Here is an 18,370-nt window from a genome sequence, read left to right as displayed (position 1 = left end):
TAGGCACAAGAATTATGTCCGAACCCGTCAAAAATGCCGAGATCGAGGATGTCCTGTCTTCGATCCGCCGTCTGGTATCCGAGGACCAGCGCAAGCCCGCCGCGCCACGCCCGGCGGAACCGTCCAGCCTGTCAGAGCGGCTGGTGCTGACACCTGCATTGCGGGTGCCGGATGCTGTGGACGAGCCTGAGGTTTCCGAGGTGGTTGCACCCGAGCCGGACGAGAGTTTCGGTCCCTGCGAAGAGTTCGATGCCCAGGGCGAAAGGGAAGACAGCGCCACCGATCCCGAAGCGGAGATGGCCGATCCTGAGCACAGTCACGACGATGACAGCCACGATGCGCCCGGCGTGGACGCAAACCAGGCGGCTGACGCCTCCGAGGATGAGGAGGCTGCCTCCGATGGGGCTGCGCATGATGCGCTGGCGGCAATGTTGCAGGGCGATCAGAATGAGGATGACGGGAACGGAGAGGATCTGACCGAAGCCGCGGATCAGAACGAGCCCACCGCCGAGGAACCGGTCTGGGCCGATCCCGATACCACACTTTACGAGGCGGCCGCACAGGCTGATCAGAGCGCGGACACGGGTGACAACGCCCCCTCCGATGGCCCCGATGCGCGCCCCCTTGGTGACAAGATCGCCGCATTGGAAAAGGTGATTGCAGGCACTGACGATCAGTGGGAGCCGGATGATCCGGGCGCTGACGATTACGCCGGGACCGATGTTGAAACCCTCGAGTGGGAAGATACCGATCCGGATGCCGATGAGATGCCGACACCCACCCAGGCGGCCCCGGAGGCCGCTGTGGTCGATGCGCCCTACGAGGACGAACCGGTCGATATGGCCGATACCCTTGATCCCGATCTGAGCCGGGAGGACGCGCTGCTGGACGAAGAGGCCCTGCGCGAACTGGTTGCCGATATCGTCCGGGAAGAGTTGCAGGGCGCGCTGGGCGAACGGATCACCCGAAACGTGCGCAAGCTGGTCCGGCGGGAAATTCACCGCGCCTTGGCGGTTCAAGAGCTCGAATAATCACGGTGTCCATGGGCGCGGCACGCGGGCCAGCGCGTGGATCCGGTCCAGATCCATGTGCTGTTCCAGATGGTCCGCAAGCGTGTCCAGAACGGTCTCAACCATCGCTCCATAGGCGATCTGCCCGCCTTGGCCGAACTCGGCGAGCAAGTTCGCGCGGAATGGATCGCTGTCGAACACCCCGTGCAGATACGATCCGCGCACACGCCCGTCCGGTGACAACGCCCCTTCTGGCCGTCCATCCACGTGGAACCAGGGGCGCGCCATCGCAGGACCCCTCGTGCGTCCCATATGGATCTCATAGCCGCGCGTCGGCGCACCGCTGAGTGCGCACATACCGGTGCGGTTGGTCAGCTCCTTGTGGGGTTCCAGCACCGTCTCCACATCCAGATAGCCAAGGCCTTCAACCTGCATCGCCGGGCCTTCCAGCCCATCCGGATCGCGCAGCGTGCGGCCCAGCATCTGGAACCCGCCGCAGAGCCCGATCAGCATGCCGCCGCGCCTTACATGACCCGCGATATCCACATCCCATCCCTGTGCCCGCAGAAAGGCCAGATCGGCGATGGTGGATTTGCTTCCCGGCAGCAGGATCAAATCGGCATCGCCGGGCAGGGCGCGGCCAGGCTCCACGATTTCGACCGTCACGTCCGGCTCTGCGGCCAGGGGATCGAGGTCATCGAAATTCGCGATCCGCGCCAGCTTGGGCACCGCGACCTTGCATGCCCCGCCAGGGCGTGACGCGATGTCGAGCACATCTTCGGCAGGCAATCGCCAGGCGTCCTCAAACCACGGCACCACCCCCAGAGAGGGCCAGCCGGTGCGCCGCCCGATATCGGCGAGCCCCTCGTCAAAAAGGCGCACATCGCCGCGAAACCGATTGATGGCAAAGCCCGCGATCTGGGCCAGATCGGACGCGTCCAACACCGCCTGGGTGCCCACGATCTGAGCGATCACACCGCCCCGGTCGATATCACCTACCAGAATGACCGGTACATCGGCGGCTGTGGCAAAGCCCATATTGGCGATGTCGTCTTCGCGCAGATTGGTTTCCGCGGGGCTGCCGGCCCCTTCGACCAGCACCAGATCGGCGCCAGCGGCCAGCCGGTAAAAGCTCTCCAGCACATGTGGCATCAGCGCAGGCTTTTGGGACCAGAAGGCGCGTGCCTGAGCGGTGCCCCACCTTTGGCCCTGCACGATCAGCTGCGCGCCGGTCTCGCTTTCGGGTTTGAGCAGAACAGGGTTCATATCGGTCTGTGGTTCCAGCCCCGCCGCCCGCGCCTGCACCGCTTGGGCACGCCCGATCTCCCCCCCGTCGGCGGTGACGGCGGCGTTGTTGGACATATTCTGCGGCTTGAACGGCGCCACGCGCAGGCCGCGCCGCAAAAACCCCCGCGCGAGCCCCGCAACCAAAAGCGACTTGCCGACATTGCTGCCGGTGCCCTGAATCATGATCGCGCGTGCGGTGCCCTCTGCCATGGTCAGCCTCCTCATGGTATGGGGGCAGGTAACAGTCCGGATCGTGAAAGGCCAAGGGATGAATACGCCCGCCCACATGCTGTTGGGTGCCGCGCTTTTCGGGCGGGGCGGAGAGGGTCGGCTGTTATGGGCTGCGGTTCTGGGGGCCTTGGCGCCTGACGCATCGCTGTACCTGATGGCCGGAGTGTCGCTTTTCGTGCTGGCGGTCCCACCGCAGGTCGTGTTCGATCAGCTCTATTTTTCAGAGACTTGGCAGACGGTCTTTGCCGTCGACAATTCCGTTTTCCTCTGGGGTGGACTGCTCGGACTTGCCGTCTGGCGTCGCTGGCACCTGGGGATCGCATTTGCCGGGGCTGGGCTGTTGCACCTGGCGCTCGACTTCCCGCTGCACGCGGGAGACGGGCGGCCCCATTTCTGGCCGCTGTCGGATTGGGTGTTCGACGCCCCCGTCAGCTATTGGGACAGCACGCATCACGCCACTTGGGTCGCTCCGGTCACCGTAATGATCTGCGTGGTCGCCTATGTCACAATATGGCGCAAACGCGTGGCTCCGCTGGCCCTGGCCGGGTTTGGCCTGCTGCTTGCGACCGAGTTGTGGGTCATGCGCCAATGGCTGGTGTTTTTCTGATCGAACACGCAAAAAAAGCGCGCCATCCCCGGCGCGCCTTTTTTTGCAATGGTCTGCCTATCAGGCCGCTTCGGCTTGTTGAGCGGCGTGGCGACGCTCGCTCTCCTCCCGCGACAGGGCAACAGAGGTCCGTACACCCTTGGCAACAAAATCCATCAGGCCGGACACCACACGCTCATTCGGGTCAATGCCCGCGCAGGTCAGCACCTCGCGCCCGTCACGCGACCGCGCCCAGCGGGCGATCTGTTCCGGACCGTTTCCGTATTTTTTGTCATCGGCGATTGCATCGTCGAGGGCAGCCAATACGACGGCTGCAAAGAGTTTCCGAGCACGATTGCCTTGTTCGTTGTTAAAGGCAGTGCCGTCAACGAAATCTTTCATTTCGTTTCCCTTGTTTTTATTGCTCTTGTAATTTTCGGCGTGACGCCTCTTATGGCGGATCAGAACCGATTCGGCCACCTCGGTTTTGCATAGTTGGTATGCGTCTCATGCATGGCTTTCTGCGGTTGCAACACGAGATATGGTTGTCTGGACACCTCATATCCGGCCAGATATAGGATCGCGCAGACAATCATCAACCTTTTGAGACAGGTTTGACGCATGCCAAAGATCAACGGAAACGAAATTCGACCGGGCAACGTGCTGGAACATAATGACGGCTTGTGGGCGGCGGTCAAGGTCGACCATGTCAAACCCGGCAAGGGCGGCGCCTTTGCGCAGGTCGAACTGCGCAACCTGCGCAACGGCTCCAAGCTGAATGAACGGTTCCGCAGCGCCGACAAGGTGGAGCGTGTGCGGCTGGAACAGAAAGATCAGCAGTTTCTCTATGAAAGCGACGGGATGCTCGTGTTCATGGATGCCGAAACCTATGAGCAGATCGAGCTGCCCGCTGATATCCTGGGCGAACGGCGCCCCTTCTTGCAGGACGGCATGACGATTGTCGTGGAGTTCTATGAGAGCGAGGCGCTGAACGCCACGCTGCCCCAGAAAGTTACCTGCAAGGTGGTGGAGACCGAGCCGGTGGTCAAAGGGCAGACCGCTGCCAATTCCTTCAAACCCGCCGTGCTGGACAATGGCGTCAAGGTCATGGTTCCCCCGTTCGTGGGGTCGGATGAGGATATCATCGTCAATACCGAGACGATGGAATACGCTGAACGCGCGTGACCGGGTGTCGGAGCCGTGCATCGGCTGTTGTGATCGCAAACATGCGGGAATTGCCTTTGGGTAATTTCCGCTTTTCATTTTGCGCGGCCTGCCGTATCCCCAACTGCATGATCACTGCCGAGCATCTCCGACGCGACCGACGCCGACGCCTCTGACGTCCGCCTGATCATGCGCGCCCGCTCGTTCGGCGCCCTTCTCTCTGAAATCGTTGACCTACCGGCCCTTTGTGAGGCACTCACAGGGCTTAATCCATGCAAAGGACATTGCGATGATTGCGCAGCTCTTGCCGACCTATTCCCGTGCTCCCCTGTCTTTCGTCAAAGGCGAAGGCAGCTGGCTGATCGAGGCGGATGGCCGACGCTTTCTCGATCTGGGCGCGGGCATCGCGGTGAATGCGCTGGGCCATGCCAACCCAGCCCTGGTCGAGGCGCTGACGGATCAGGCGCAGCGCCTGTGGCACACCTCCAACCTCTATCAGGTCCCGCAGCAACAGGCGCTGGCCGAAAAGCTGGTGGATGCGACATTCGCCGACACGGTGTTTTTCACCAATTCCGGGACCGAGGCGTGCGAGCTGGCCGTCAAGATGGCGCGCAAGTATTTCTACGACAAAGGTCAATCCGAACGGGTTGAGATCATCACGTTTTCCGGGTCGTTCCATGGCCGGTCCTCGGCCGGTATCGCGGCTGCGGGGTCGGAAAAGATGACCAAGGGGTTTGGCCCGTTGCTGCCCGGCTTCGTGCACCTGCACTGGGGCGATCACGACGCGCTCGCCCCGGCCATCACCGGCAAGACCGCCGCTCTCCTCATTGAACCGGTGCAAGGCGAAGGTGGCATCGTGCCGCTGCCGGACCAGTGCCTGAAGGGCCTGCGCGATCTGTGCGACGAAAAAGGTATCCTGCTGATCCTCGATGAGGTGCAATGCGGTGTCGGCCGGACGGGCCGCCTCTTCGCCCATGAATGGGCGGGGGTCGACCCCGATATCATGATGGTGGCCAAAGGCATTGGCGGCGGGTTTCCCCTCGGCGCCGTACTGGCGACAGAAAAGGCCGCCTCTGGGATGACCGCAGGCACCCATGGCTCTACCTATGGCGGCAACCCGCTGGGTTGCGCGGTGGGCAACAAGGTGATGGACATCGTCTCCGATCCTGCCTTTCTGGCCGAGGTCAACCGCAAGGCCGGTCTCTTCCGCCAAAGGCTGGAGGCGCTCGTGGCCGAGCACCCGGATGTCTTTGATCATGTGCGTGGCACCGGGTTGATGCTGGGCTTGAAATGCAAGGCCGCGAACCTGGACGTGGTCGATGCCGGCTATGCCAACGCTGTCATCACAGTACCCGCCGCCGATAATGTGATCCGCATCCTGCCCCCGCTCACGATCACCGATGACGAGATCGCGGAAGCCGTGATCCGACTGGGCGCCGCCGCTGCCAGTCTCAAAACACCCTCAGCTTCTTCTGGCTGAAAATACTCCCGGGGGTGTGGGGGCTGGCCCCCACTCCACCAGTAACCCAAAAAGCGATACCGACATGAACCATTTTCTCGACATCCACAAAACCGCCGCGGGCGATCTGCGGCAAATCATCGACCAGGCGGGGGCCATGAAACAGGCCCGTCTGGGGAGGCCCAAGGGTGCGCCTGACAACGACCAGCCATTGGCGGGCCATATGGTGGCGCTGATCTTTGAGAAACCCTCGACCCGGACGCGAGTGTCTTTCGATGTGGGGGTGCGCCAGATGGGCGGCGAGACGATGGTCTTGTCGGGCAATGATATGCAACTGGGGCACGGCGAGACGATCGCCGATACCGCCCGCGTGCTCAGCCGCTATGTCGACATGATCATGATCCGGACCTTCGACGAAACGGTTCTGACCGAGATGGCGGACTATGCCGACGTGCCCGTGATCAACGGTTTGACCGATCGCACCCATCCCTGCCAGATCATGGCCGATGTCATGACGTTCGAAGAGCATCGCGGCCCCATCGCCGGAAAGAAGGTCGTTTGGACCGGAGACGGCAACAATGTCTGCGCCTCCTTCCTGCATGCGGCAGGCCAGTTTGGGTTTAACTTCACCTTCACCGGGCCGTCTCAGCTTGACCCGGAGGAGGCGTTCATGGGGTTTGCGCGCAAAATGGGCAGCACCGTCACTGTGGAACGCGATCCGTTCAAAGCGGTCGAAAACGCGGATCTGATCGTGGCGGATACCTGGGTGTCGATGCATGACAGCCAATCCTCGAAAGAACGCCGCCACAACATGCTGCGCCCCTACCAGGTCAATGAGGACTTGATAGGCCATGCAAAGCCGGATGCGCTTTTCATGCATTGCCTGCCTGCGCATCGCGAGGAAGAGGTCACCTCGGCGGTCATGGATGGTCCGCAATCGGTGATTTTCGACGAGGCCGAGAACCGTTTGCATGCACAAAAGGCGATCATGCGCTGGTGTCTGGGGGTGTGATCCAGAACCTGAGCTTGGCTGGGATCTTGCTGGTGCATCGACGGATGGGTGAAACGGTGCGCGTCTTGGTGCCAGACAGCCGCAGGGCAGACGCGCGGGCGTCACGTTCAGGCGGCCGCGCCTGAAACAGGCGGGCGGAGCGGGGGCCAGCCCCCACACCCCCGGGACTATTTTCAGCCAGAAGAAGCAAGGCGCGGTTTTGAAGGTGCGGGCCTGTACCATGACGTTGTCAGCAACATCGTGTTGATCCTCAGGCGGGGAGCCCGGTCGATTGTGGCGCCGTGGCATCTGGCCTTCAGGTGCGGCGCGTCACAACCCGATGCTGCGGGTCGACATCGGACCGTACCGCAACTGACGTGGCCTTTCGGCAGCTTTGCCCGATCATGATCCATGACGGGTGGGGGACCGGTTCCTCCCCTTGATCCGCATGACCCAAATGTTGTCTGCTACGGATTGGGATGAGACTGCGAATCTGGGTTTCAGACAGCGAGGGTGTTGGGCAGTGGATCGGACAAAGACGATCGGTCAGTTCATCGACATGTCACGCGCTGCGGCCCGCGTACGGCCCGTCGTCACTGGGTGTCCGAACCCGGACAGGCACAAATCGCTTGCGGTGCCATGATGGAGGATATGGAGCGAAGACATGAAAGATCTCGCTGAGCCGCGCCGGTTTGTGTTGCGCGCCCCCGCGCAGGTCATGCGGTTACGCCGAATGGGGGCTGCGTTCCCGACCCGGCTGTCGTTTCTGCCTACGCTTTTGCGGCGACTGCATGACGACGCGGCGCAGGTCACGCGGCCGGTCTGGCGGATCGACAAAGCGGGTTATGGGCATGCGGTATATTCCATTGATCTGGGCGGTCACACCTATTCGCTGGTTGCCGTCTCGACCCGCATATCGGATGCGCAGCGCACCGACCGTGTGATCGCGCAAGAATGGGACAGCGCCTATGTCCTCTATGACGGGATCCCCGATGCCGCCGAGATCGCGCGTATCTGTCAGGCGGCTCCGAAACAGGAGGCCGCGCGCTTTGGCGAGAGGGATCTGGTGCTGAGCCGGGCCAACAAGTCTGTCCGGCTCTTCACCCATGTTGTGCAAGCGCTGCGCGCGGGCCGTCAACCCGACGCGGATCGCATCCGCGACACCGGCTATCTGATGCGCACCACCGCCGTCTACGGCAACGGCAAGTTCGGGATCGCGGACCGGGCGCGGATTGCGGACCGGCCAGGTCTGGGCGGCCCGTTCATGGCTGAAATGCTGACCGTATGGCTGATCCGCGGATTTACGCATGATCTGGTCGAGCATCTGGGCGGTGCGACGCTTGACCGGCATCTCAAGCGGCATCTGGGTATCGGCAATGCCACGGGTTTGGGTATGGCCCCTTTTCTGGTGAGCCACCCGCTGCTTTTGGATGCCTGGATGCAGGTTCGCGAGACCGCGCTGGCCCGGGTGCGCGCGATCCCAGATCTAACCTCTGCCGAGGTTGCGTGCCTGCGCAGCCTGGCGGGCCGGGTGACGCGGCATCTGGGCGACTGGCGCGTGCCCGATGCGGACGCGCAGGCGGAGATCGGCCTTTTGCGCCGCGAGTGGTCCGGGTTCATCCGCCATTTGGGGGATGTGACACTGCAAGGTCCTGAGCCGATCAATGCGCTGTGGGAGGCCGCGCAGACCGGATCGGTGGCGTTGCAAGAATTGGTGGCGGCCTTTCTGATCGAGCCTTTTGGCGCATTGGTCGACGGTTTGACCGAGTGTATGGCGACCCCGTTTCTGCCGCGGATCGAGCCCGAGATGCCGGTGGCCGAGATCCGCGTCGCGCTGATGCGCGATTGGGGGTGGGCGCTGGCTGTGGATTTCGACCGCACAGACCAGCAGGCCCAGTTCTGGTATGTCTCCCAAGCCAAGCTGGAGCCGCGGTTGGGCCTGCGCCATCACGAACCGGGGGCGGAACGGGAGAGCCCGCTGGATGTGGCGCGGCAGGTGCAGGCCATGGCCCGCACGCTGGAGCAGCATGACGGGGATCTGATCGGGTTTCTGCGCGCCCATCCCGAGCATCGCGCGGCTTTGCGCCGGGTCCAGACGCTGATCCGGCACCCATATGCCGAGATCCGCGACAACCTGATCGATGCCGACTGTCGGCCTGTCGACATGCTGCGTTGCAAGTTGGCGTTTTTCGGGGCCGCCAAATTCGATCCGAAATCCGATCGCTGGACACGGATCACCCTCGCCCAAGGCGCGCCACTGGCCGATGAGTTGGACCGCACGCCGGATTGGTGGATGCCCGCCTTCGGGACGGCATGAAGCGCTCTCGCGCGGAGTTGGCCGCGCAACTGATGAAAGCTGCGCGGGGGGCGGGCCTGCCGCTTGGCGTAGCCGAGGATCTTTATGCCGCCGCGGGGTTTTTGGATCCGGAGGACGTGGCACGGATCGCCGCGGATTTGGCGCAGGGTGGGGCCGAGTTGGTCGCGCTGATGCATGCGCTGGACGCGGTGGAATGCGGCCAAGGGTCATCGCTCACCTCATCTCTGGCACCGGCACTGGCTGCTGCGCGGGGCTGGCGGCTGGAGGCCGGGCGCAAGGCCGAGGGCGCGGTGCCGGTCTTGTCACACAGGATTGAGATCCCGGACGATCGGTGGGCCGAGCTGGACGCTCATGCGGCGCGCACCTATGTGCCCGACACCGCTGCGTCGCGCGCGCAGGGGGCCGGTGCTGGGCAGATCGATAACGATTGATCGGGCCAACACCCTGTCAGGCCGCACCGTTGCGATGCCCTGATCAGTGGCTCTGTTACGTTGCGTCAGGAGAGCGTTGGGCGATCCGCCTGCGGCGGCGGTGCGGCTTGAACACGTTTCGGCCATTTCCTATGTTACAAACATCGGAAATGGAGATTTTATGTCCCGGTAAGGTGGGGAGGCATGGCGCCTCCCGATGCAAAGACAACCTCGGATGGTCGCCGCCAAGTCACTTGGGCGGACAGGTTGATTTGCGTTCTCAGATTTACCTGACCCTTTCGGCCCAGGCGATGCTTGCGGCTGAGACATGAAAGTTGACCCACAATGACACGGGACTATTCCCAATTCCTGCCCCTGAATTCACAAGATGCAGGCGCAGACCGACACCGATCCCTTCTTGAAACCCTGGGCTGGCAGCCCTTTTTCGCACAGCAGATCAGCATCGATGAGCTATCCGAGATGCCTCCGGCCCGCGTGGTCGAGGTGCACCGCAATGGCCTGCATGCGCGCGGCGACGGTATCGACATGACCGTCCCGCCGCGACCGGATGCAACGGTTGGCGACTGGATCCTGGTCGATCGCGTCACCCCGGGCGCCTACCGGGTTCTGGAGCGCAAGAGCCTGATCAAACGCCGGGCACCGGGCACTGACCGGCAGGTGCAACTGATCGCGGCGAATATCGACACGGCCTTTATCGTGTCGTCGTGCAATCAGGATTTCAACGTCGCCCGCCTTGAGCGCTATGTAGCGCTTGCGTTTGAGGCCGAGATCGCGCCGGTGATCGTGTTAACCAAGGCGGATCTGGCCGAGGATCCGACGCGCTATGTCGATGCCGCGCGCGCGATTTCCGAACGGGTGCCGGTCGTGACCCTCGATGCGCGCGGACCCGAGCCACAGGCCAAGTTGGCGGAGTGGTGCAAACCCGGCAGAACCGTCGCCTTTCTTGGGTCGTCCGGGGTTGGCAAATCCACGCTGACCAACGCGCTTGCCGGTACACAGTCGATCGAGACGCAAACCATTCGCGAAGACGATGCCAAGGGACGGCACACCACGACCCGCCGCCAATTGCATCTGGTGCGGGGCGGATGTCTGGTTTTGGATACACCGGGCATGCGTGAGTTGCAGCTCACCGACGCGGCCTCGGGGATCGGCGATCTCTTTGCGGATCTGCACGCTCTGTCAACCCAATGTCGGTTTACCGATTGCCAGCATCAGACCGAGCCCGGCTGTGCCGTTCTCAAGGCGCTGGAACATGGCGAGGTCGACGCCGCGCGTCTTCATCGGTGGCGCAAACTGGTGGCCGAGGACGCGTTCAACTCCTCGACCCTGGCTGAACGTCGGAGCAAGGACAAAGCCTTTGGCAAGATGGTCAGGCGGGTCAGCAAACAAAAGGTCAAAAGGAATTGGACCAATGACTGACCGTGTCGCGGATGGGCGGGCTAATCCCGATTGGAAACCCGAAAGGATGACGGGATGAATGACAGCAAGACCGGCCAGATCGTGTGGCACGATCTCTTTACGCAGGACAGGCCGCGGGCGATGGCGTTTTACAAGGGTGTCGCGGCATGGAGCTATCAGATTGAACATGCGACCGAGTTTTCCTGGGGCGGGGGTGAACAGGACTTCGTCCTCGCCCTTTTGAAAGGCGAGGCGGGTACCGGTTTCGCGCCAGCCCCATCAGAGCTCGGGTCCGGATGGGTTGCCTATGTCGAGGTCGAGGATGTCGACGCGACGGTTGTCCTCGCACAGACGCTTGGCGCCACGGTTGTGCGCCCACCCTTCGAGGTGCCCGGTGTTGGCCGGAACGCGTTACTGCGCGACCCGTTGGGCGCGTTGCTGGGGATCTCGCTGTCGCGCCATGCGTTTCCGGTGCCCCGGCAGCAGTTCGGCCCTGAACACTATCTCACCGACGCCGCCTTTCCCGAAGCGTTCTACACCGGGCTCTTTCACTGGACGGGCGGATCGCCTCTCGGCGAGGCGGTAAACGACAGGCTGATTGATGGGCCTTCAGGTCGGGGCGTTGCCCGGCATGTGGTCGAAACACCCCCGGACGATGTCGGGGCAATCTGGGTGCCCAGTCTCTGGGTCGCGGACCCGCTCAAGTCGGCGGCTGCCGCCCAAGCCTTGGGAGGGGAGGTCATCACAGATCGGCCTGCGCGCCAGGCTGGGGCAGGTGATCTCCTTTTGAGGGATCCTGCTGGATCCTTGTGTTTTCTCTGCAAGGTCTAGAAGCGGACCCGCGCGGGTCTTGGGCGGGATCGGCGCGGGGCCTCGACCCTGCGCCTCTTCCTGTGACACCATGCTCCCAATTGGCCATCCAACCGTGGGCTGCTAAAAGAAGCTCTGCGGATCTATATCGACGCTCAGCCTCAGATCGCCCTTGATCTGGATTTGCGCGGTCCACCGGGCCAGGGCGTCCTGCAAGGGCGCGCCCTTGGCGGCTTTGACCAGCAGGCGTACACGGTGCCGTCCTCGGATCCGTGCGATGGGGGCCGGCGCGGGGCCAAAGACCTGCGCGCCGATCTGGCGCAGCGGGCCATCAGCGCGCGCCAGCGCGTTGCCCAGATCAAAGACCGCGCCCACATCCGGGCCCGACAGGATAATGCCAGCCATGCGCCCGTACGGGGGCACGCCCGCGGCTTGCCGCTCGGCGGCTTCGGCGCGCCAGAACGCCTCCTCATCGCCGCCCAGAATGGCCCGGATCACCGGGTGTTCCGGCTGGTAGGTCTGAAGAAGCGCCTGGCCCGGCTTCTCGGCGCGCCCCGCGCGGCCCGCTACCTGGCGCATCAGTTGAAACGTGCGCTCCGCCGCGCGCAGATCCGAGCCTTGCAGGCCCAGATCGGCGTCGATCACACCGACCAGCGTGAGCAGCGGGAAGTTATGGCCCTTTGCCACCAACTGAGTGCCGATAATGATGTCGGCCCCGCCTTTGCCGATCGCCTCGATCTCGGCCTTGAGGGCGCGGGCAGAGCCGAACATATCCGAGCTGAGCGTTGCCACACGTGCCTCTGGAAAAAGCGCCACGGCCTCTTCGGTCAGCCGCTCGACACCGGGGCCGACGGGGGCCAGCCGGTCTTCGGCGCCGCAGGAGGGGCAGGTGGTCGGGATCGGCACCGTCTCGCCGCATTGATGGCACATCAGACGTTTGAGGAACCGGTGCTCGACCATGCGGGCGTCGCAGTTTTCGCACCCCACTTGATGCCCGCAGGCCCGGCACAGCGTCACCGGCGCATAGCCTCGCCGGTTGATGAAAAGCAGCGCCTGTTCGCCGCGTTCCATCCGTACCGCGACCGCCCGCTGCAACGTAGGCGAGATCCAGCGCCCAGTCTGCAGCGCCTCCTGACGCATGTCGATGGCGCGCATGTCTGGCAGGACTGCGTCGCCGAAACGCGCGGTCAGCTCCAGCTTGTCGTATTTCCCGGCCTGAGCATTGGCCCAGCTTTCCAGGCTGGGTGTCGCGCTGGCCAGTACCACCCGTGCACCACAGATCGCGGCGCGCAGGACCGCCATGTCGCGGGCGTTATAGAGAACGCCTTCTTCCTGCTTGTAGGAGGTGTCGTGCTCCTCATCCACGATGATCAGGCCCAGGCTCTGGAAAGGCAGAAAGAGGGCAGAGCGGGCGCCGACAACCAATTGCGCCTCTCCCTGACCCACCATCCGCCAGATGCGGCGGCGCTCGGTCATGGTGGCGCCCGAATGCCACTCGGCGGGGCGGGCGCCGAACCGCGCCTCCACCCGGGTCAGGAACTCTGCGGTGAGCGCGATTTCCGGCAGCAGGACGAGAGCCTGCCGACCCATGCGCAGGGTCTCGGCGACGGCTTCGAGATAGACCTCAGTCTTGCCTGACCCAGTGACCCCTTTCAGCAGGGTTGTGCCATAGCGCTCGGACCGCAAGCCGATGCGCAGCGCATCCGCCGCCGTGGCCTGATCATCGGTCAGCGCCTTGCCCGGACGGTCAGGGTCAAGGCGAGGGAAGGGCAGATCGCGGGGGCTGTCCTCCTCGATCAGAGCCTGTTGCTTTACCAGACCCTTGATCACCGATGAGGTTACGCCGGCCAACTCCGCCAGTTCCTTCAATGTGAAGGCAAGACCGCCATAATCGCGCAATACCTCAAGGACACGGGCGCGCGCGTCGGTCATACGGTCGGGCGCGCGATGGCCCAGCCGGTAGATTTTGCGCATCGAGGGCGGATCGCCCAGGCCCGGCGCGCGGGTGGCAAGGCGCAACATCGCGGGCATCCGGGTCAGGGTATAGTCGGCGGCGCGGGTCAAGAACGCTCTCAGTTCCTCGCGCATCGGGGCAGCATCCAGCACCCGGATGACCGCGCGGATCTTCGACAAATCGTAATCTCCGCGTCCCGGAGCCCAGACCACTCCCAGCACCTTGCGCGGACCCAGTGGCACTTCCACAAAGGCGCCCAGATGGCAGCCGCCTTCGGGCGCGCGGTAATCGAGGAGGCGGTCCAGTGGCTGGGTCGTCAGAACGCCCACCAATTGCCCCTCGTCGAAGAAACCCGCGCTCTGCACCATCCGTCCTTTCGCCGTTCCGGGGCTTTCGGTGCCCGCCCGTCTGGGGTAAAGCCAAGGCCAGCCAAGGCCAACCCATCAAAGGACACAGCGCCCATGAAATTCTTTGTAGATACCGCCGAAATCGACGCCATCGCCGAGCTGAACGATCTGGGCATGGTCGATGGGGTGACGACCAACCCCTCGCTGATCCTGAAGTCGGGACGCGACATCCTGGAGGTCACCAAGGAGATCTGCGATCTGGTCGATGGTCCCGTCAGTGCCGAAGTGGTGGCGACCCAGGCCGATGCGATGATCGCGGAAGGCCGCAAACTGGCCGAGATCGCCCCCAATATCGCGGTGAAACTGCCCTTGACATGGGATGGGCTCAAAGCCTGCAAGTTGCTGACGGGCGAGGGCAGGATGGTTAACGTCACCCTTTGCTTTTCGGCCAATCAGGCATTGATCGCGGCCAAAGCGGGGGCCACGTTCATCTCACCGTTTATCGGGCGGCTGGACGACATCAACATCGACGGGATGGATCTGATTGCCGATATCCGCGCGGTCTATGACAATTACGGGTACGAGACGCAGATTCTCGCCGCCTCGATCCGGTCGGTGAACCATGTACTGGAAAGCGCGCGGATCGGGGCGGATGTGATGACGGCCCCCCCCGATGTGATCAAGAAGCTGGCAGCGCATCCCTTAACCGACAAGGGGCTGGAGCAGTTCCTGAGCGATTGGGCCAAAACGGGTCAGACGATCCTCTGAGTGGTGCCATCTCGCTCACAAGGAGCGGCTGCGCCGCATTCCATTCTATTTGTGCGCGGCCGCACGGGCCTTGGGACGCTGTCCCAAACCCTGGGAATGTTTAGGGCCAGAAGAAGCAGAGGTGCTTCCTCATCCTTCTTCTCTTTAAAAATACCGGCGGGGGAGGCCGCAGGCCGGGGGCAGCGCCCCCAATGATCCGTCGGCACGTCACATGTACCCCCGTGGAACATTGAACACTTCCCAGACATTTTTTGGCGGGCATTTCCGGGAACCCCATGTTATAAGCACGCCAATACATAAAGAGGCGACTATGAGCAGCAGCCCGAAACTGGACACGACGCTTCGCGAGGCGATCATCGCGAAACCCGATGCTATTCTGGATGATCAGGATGTGATGCATGCCCTGATTGCCGCCAATGAAAAGACCATGGGCGGCAACATCATCGATCTGCGCGGCATTGCAATGGAGCGGCTGGAATCGCGGCTGGACCGGCTGGAAGATACCCATCGTAGCGTGATCGCGGCGGCATACGAGAACCTTGCGGGAACCAATCAGGTACATCGCGCGATCCTGCGGATGCTCGATCCGCTTGATTTCGAGGTGTTTCTACGCGATCTGGGCGGAGAGGTGGCAGAGATCCTGCGTGTCGACTCTATCGTGCTGGTGCTGGAATCCTCGCAAAATGATGACGAGGCAGTGGTCCAGCGTCTGGGCGATGTCTTGCGCGTCACACAGCCCGGTTTTGTCGATGATTATCTTACCCATGGCCGAGGCGGGCAGGTGCGTCAGGTCACATTGCGTCAGGTGCAAGCAGCCCAGTCCGAAGTTTATGGTAAATCGTCGGATTGGATCCGTTCGGAGGCCTGTCTTAAGCTTGATTTTGGCACCGGACGCTTGCCTGGGCTCTTGGTGATGGGGGCGGAAGATCCACATCAGTTCTCACCCCAGCAGGGTACGGATCTGATGTCGTTTTTTGCAGGCGTTTTCGAACGATCGATGCGCCGCTGGCTGTCTTGAGCCCGATCTCGCCCGCCGCGCGCGATGCGCTTGAAAGCTGGCTGAGCGCGCAGAAGGCGCTCAGTGGCGCGTCCCCGAACACGATCGCCGCCTATCAGGGGGATCTGGCCGAGTTTTTGTCGTTTATCACATTGCACAAGGGTGCGGCCCAGGGGCTGGGCGCGCTGCACGGGATCACGGTGAGCGATATGCGCGCCTGGATGGCGCAGGCCCGAAGTGGCGGTGTGGGCACGCGGTCTCTGGCGCGCAAACTCTCGGCGGTGAAATCCTTCTTTCGCTGGTTGGCCGAGCGGGAAGGGATCGAGGTGACAGCCGTTCTGTCGGCGCGGTCGCCCAAGTTTCAGCGCAAGCTGCCGCGCCCGCTGGCCGAGGATATGGCCAGTGCGATGATCGACACGGTGGCACTGCAATCGGCAACGCCCTGGGTGGCCGCGCGCGATATCGCGGTGCTGACGCTGCTTTACGGCTGTGGTCTGCGGATATCGGAGGCGTTGGGGCTGACAGGGCGCGATGCACCGTTACCGGACGTGCTGCGGATCCGGGGCAAGGGTGGCAAGGAACGTCTGGTACCGGTGCTGAGCGCTGCGCGCGAAGCGGTGGAGGCTTATCTGCAGGCCTGCCCCTATCCAAGAGAGGCCGACGCGCCGCTGTTTCGCGGGGTGCGGGGCGGGGCGCTATCGCCCCGGCTGATCCAGAAGGCGATGGCGCGGACGCGCATGCAGTTGGGCTTGCCCGCAACCGCCACGCCGCACGCGATGCGTCATAGCTTTGCCACCCATCTGCTCAGCGCGGGCGGCGATCTACGCGCCATTCAGGAACTCTTGGGCCATGCGTCTCTCTCCACCACCCAAGCCTATACCGCAGTCGATACCGCGCGTCTGATGGAGGTCTATGACCGCGCCCACCCCAAGGCCTAAGCGGTTTACACAGCTATGGAACTTGAGGCATTACCCCACCCATGAGCCCGCGCGTCAAAGCCCTTGCCGTTCATCTTTTTACCGCGACAGGGGCGGTTTTTGCCATGCTTGCGATGCTGGCCGCGATCGAGGCACAGTGGGATCTGATGTTTTTGTGGCTGGTTGTGGCCTTTGTGGTCGACGGGATCGATGGACCGCTGGCGCGCAAGTATCACGTCAAGGTGAACGCCCCCGAATTCGACGGGGTGCTGCTGGATCTGATCATCGACTATCTGACCTATGTGTTTATCCCGGCTTTTGCGCTTTTCAAGTCGGGGCTAATGGATGGCTGGTCGGGCTGGGTGATGATTATCGTGATTACTTTTACCAGCGCGCTTTACTTTGCCGACACGCGGATGAAGACCAAGGATAACTCCTTCTCCGGCTTTCCAGGATGCTGGAATATGGTGGTGTTGGTGCTTTTCGCGTTGGAGCCGGACTGGATTGTCTGTCTCGCCGTTGTCACGGTGCTGGCGGTCACGATGTTTGTCCCTTTGAAATTTGTCCATCCCGTACGCACCGAGCGTTGGCGCTGGCTGACATTGCCCATGGCGCTGGGTTGGACGGGGTTTGCAGGCTGGGCGGCCTGGGTCGATTTCCATCCCGAAAGCTGGGCGCATTGGGGATTGGTGGTTACCAGCCTCTATCTGCTGGTGGCAGGGGCCGTGCAGCAGCTTTGGCCTGAGCGGCGCTAAGGCCGGGCATCCGGTGCGCTCACCCGTACCAGGGCGGTTTTGGCAGGGCCTGCGCGACCCGGTCGAGCAGGCCCGCGTCTATGATGTCACAGTCGCTGATCTTTTGTGACAGCTCCGCAAGGTAGTCGCCTTGCGACAGGAGCGCGGATGAGAGCGGTTGCTCCGCCTCATCCATCTCGCGCCAGCTGTCCCAATCCGATGTCTCCTGTTTCACAAGCGCCAGAAGATCGCGTGCCAGGTTGACATGGATGAACCGCGCACCGGTTGTCTCACCATGCCCAAACGCCTGTGCTTTGCAGGGATCGGCCCGGCTCAGTTGCCAGGCCTGCCAAGGAAAGACAAACTCGGTCGGCGGGATATCCGTGACGTCGAACGTCAGGCAAAGATGCGCGCGGTGTTCTGGATCAAGCTGAGCGTCGGCGATCGCCCATCGGTCAGCCGCCGCATGCCAGTACTCGCAGACCCAGTGGTCTTCGGAGCTTGGCGGATGAAAGTACCGCGCAAAGCCGCATCTGACCCGCGCCGGGGTGCCCTTGTGCCGCAAACACGCGCAGAGGAGCAGCGCAAAGTCCCGGCACGTGCCGATCGCGCGGTCGGCCGACGCGCGGGTGCGCGAGAATGGGCGAGGCCCGAGTTGCCCCAGCCGCTGGGGCACGGGCAAGGTTTGGCGAGAGGCGTTGCGGAATGCCTCTGGCGCAAGCCCATACAGATGCGCACCGAAGTCGTCATGTATCAGCAGGGTCTGCACAACACCGCAGAGCTCTGCGACCGCGTCCGGCAACGCATCGAACTGGCGACCATACCCTGCGGGATCGCTTAGCGCGCTGTGGGCGATGTAGAACGCGAATGCATTGGGCGGGATCTTTTGTGCCATAGAGGGACTATGCGGCGGATATCGCAAAACCAAAATAGATCGTTGCAGCTCGGTCAGCTTGGCAGCGGTCTGTG

17 protein-coding genes are annotated in these 18,370 nt (G+C 62.9%); 13 read left to right on the top strand and 4 right to left on the bottom strand.

All coding sequences use genetic code 11. The annotated features are described in order from the left end of the window. The first annotated feature begins 14 nt into the window (after window positions 1-14). Entirely contained in the window at window positions 15-1,031 is a 1,017-nt protein-coding gene (locus HEP69_RS02755; RefSeq protein ID WP_290556993.1) for a hypothetical protein, read from the top strand. On the opposite strand, the gene HEP69_RS02750 is transcribed toward HEP69_RS02755, so the two are convergent. Beyond that, a complete protein-coding gene (locus HEP69_RS02750; protein ID WP_290556992.1) occupies window positions 1,032-2,507 on the bottom strand; it encodes a cobyric acid synthase in 1,476 nt (491 codons plus the stop codon). A gap of 58 nt (window positions 2,508-2,565) precedes the next feature. On the opposite strand from HEP69_RS02750, the gene HEP69_RS02745 reads away from it, so the two are divergent. Continuing rightward, a complete protein-coding gene (locus tag HEP69_RS02745) occupies window positions 2,566-3,135 on the top strand; it encodes a cobalamin biosynthesis protein CobQ (RefSeq protein ID WP_290556991.1) in 570 nt (189 codons plus the stop codon). A gap of 60 nt (window positions 3,136-3,195) precedes the next feature. On the opposite strand, the gene HEP69_RS02740 is transcribed toward HEP69_RS02745, so the two are convergent. Then, complete coding sequence (locus HEP69_RS02740; protein ID WP_290557084.1) at window positions 3,196-3,516, bottom strand: DUF6280 family protein; 321 nt, start codon at window positions 3,514-3,516, stop codon at window positions 3,196-3,198. 219 nt (window positions 3,517-3,735) lie between these two features. On the opposite strand from HEP69_RS02740, the gene efp reads away from it, so the two are divergent. From efp to HEP69_RS02705, 7 genes are all read left to right on the top strand, one after another. Continuing rightward, on the top strand, window positions 3,736-4,299 hold the full coding sequence (gene efp / locus HEP69_RS02735; protein ID WP_290556990.1) for an elongation factor P: 564 nt from the start codon (window positions 3,736-3,738) through the stop codon (window positions 4,297-4,299). Between the two features lie 268 nt (window positions 4,300-4,567). After that, window positions 4,568-5,758, top strand: coding sequence for an aspartate aminotransferase family protein (locus HEP69_RS02730; RefSeq protein ID WP_290556989.1), 1,191 nt, complete (start codon window positions 4,568-4,570; stop codon window positions 5,756-5,758). Window positions 5,759-5,822: 64 nt separating this feature from the next. After that, complete coding sequence (argF, locus tag HEP69_RS02725) at window positions 5,823-6,749, top strand: ornithine carbamoyltransferase (RefSeq protein ID WP_290556988.1); 927 nt, start codon at window positions 5,823-5,825, stop codon at window positions 6,747-6,749. A gap of 643 nt (window positions 6,750-7,392) precedes the next feature. After that, a complete protein-coding gene (locus tag HEP69_RS02720) occupies window positions 7,393-9,045 on the top strand; it encodes a hypothetical protein (protein WP_290556987.1) in 1,653 nt (550 codons plus the stop codon). Then, window positions 9,042-9,476, top strand: coding sequence for a hypothetical protein (locus tag HEP69_RS02715; protein ID WP_290556986.1), 435 nt, complete (start codon window positions 9,042-9,044; stop codon window positions 9,474-9,476). The genes HEP69_RS02720 and HEP69_RS02715 overlap by 4 nt, the downstream gene beginning before the upstream one ends. A 324-nt stretch (window positions 9,477-9,800) precedes the next feature. Then, on the top strand, window positions 9,801-10,895 hold the full coding sequence (gene rsgA / locus HEP69_RS02710; protein ID WP_290556985.1) for a ribosome small subunit-dependent GTPase A: 1,095 nt from the start codon (window positions 9,801-9,803) through the stop codon (window positions 10,893-10,895). A gap of 54 nt (window positions 10,896-10,949) precedes the next feature. Then, window positions 10,950-11,705: a VOC family protein gene (locus tag HEP69_RS02705; RefSeq protein ID WP_290556984.1), complete on the top strand. Its 756-nt coding sequence runs from the start codon at window positions 10,950-10,952 to the stop codon at window positions 11,703-11,705. A gap of 102 nt (window positions 11,706-11,807) precedes the next feature. Here HEP69_RS02705 and HEP69_RS02700 read toward each other — a convergent pair whose 3' ends face one another. Continuing rightward, the gene (locus HEP69_RS02700; RefSeq protein ID WP_290556983.1) at window positions 11,808-14,006 is read right to left on the bottom strand and encodes a primosomal protein N'; all 2,199 of its coding nucleotides are present in this window, start codon (window positions 14,004-14,006) and stop codon (window positions 11,808-11,810) included. A gap of 93 nt (window positions 14,007-14,099) precedes the next feature. On the opposite strand from HEP69_RS02700, the gene fsa reads away from it, so the two are divergent. From fsa to HEP69_RS02680, 4 genes are all read left to right on the top strand, one after another. Continuing rightward, window positions 14,100-14,753, top strand: a complete 654-nt coding sequence (gene fsa, locus HEP69_RS02695; protein ID WP_290556982.1) for a fructose-6-phosphate aldolase — start codon at window positions 14,100-14,102, stop codon at window positions 14,751-14,753. A gap of 310 nt (window positions 14,754-15,063) precedes the next feature. Then, on the top strand, window positions 15,064-15,771 hold the full coding sequence (locus HEP69_RS02690; RefSeq protein WP_290556981.1) for a DUF484 family protein: 708 nt from the start codon (window positions 15,064-15,066) through the stop codon (window positions 15,769-15,771). Then, window positions 15,768-16,688, top strand: a complete 921-nt coding sequence (locus HEP69_RS02685) for a tyrosine recombinase XerC (RefSeq protein WP_290556980.1) — start codon at window positions 15,768-15,770, stop codon at window positions 16,686-16,688. Before HEP69_RS02690 ends, HEP69_RS02685 begins: the two co-directional genes overlap by 4 nt. A 41-nt stretch (window positions 16,689-16,729) precedes the next feature. Further along, a complete protein-coding gene (locus HEP69_RS02680; protein ID WP_290556979.1) occupies window positions 16,730-17,422 on the top strand; it encodes a CDP-alcohol phosphatidyltransferase family protein in 693 nt (230 codons plus the stop codon). Between the two features lie 19 nt (window positions 17,423-17,441). Here HEP69_RS02680 and HEP69_RS02675 read toward each other — a convergent pair whose 3' ends face one another. Continuing rightward, the gene (locus HEP69_RS02675; RefSeq protein WP_290556978.1) at window positions 17,442-18,296 is read right to left on the bottom strand and encodes a transglutaminase domain-containing protein; all 855 of its coding nucleotides are present in this window, start codon (window positions 18,294-18,296) and stop codon (window positions 17,442-17,444) included. Window positions 18,297-18,370: the final 74 nt, after the last annotated feature.

The sequence above is a fragment of the Aestuariivita sp. genome (assembly GCF_021404545.1).
Taxonomy (GTDB): Bacteria; Pseudomonadota; Alphaproteobacteria; order Rhodobacterales; family Rhodobacteraceae; genus Aestuariivita.
This window is presented reverse-complemented; position numbering and strand designations above follow the sequence as displayed.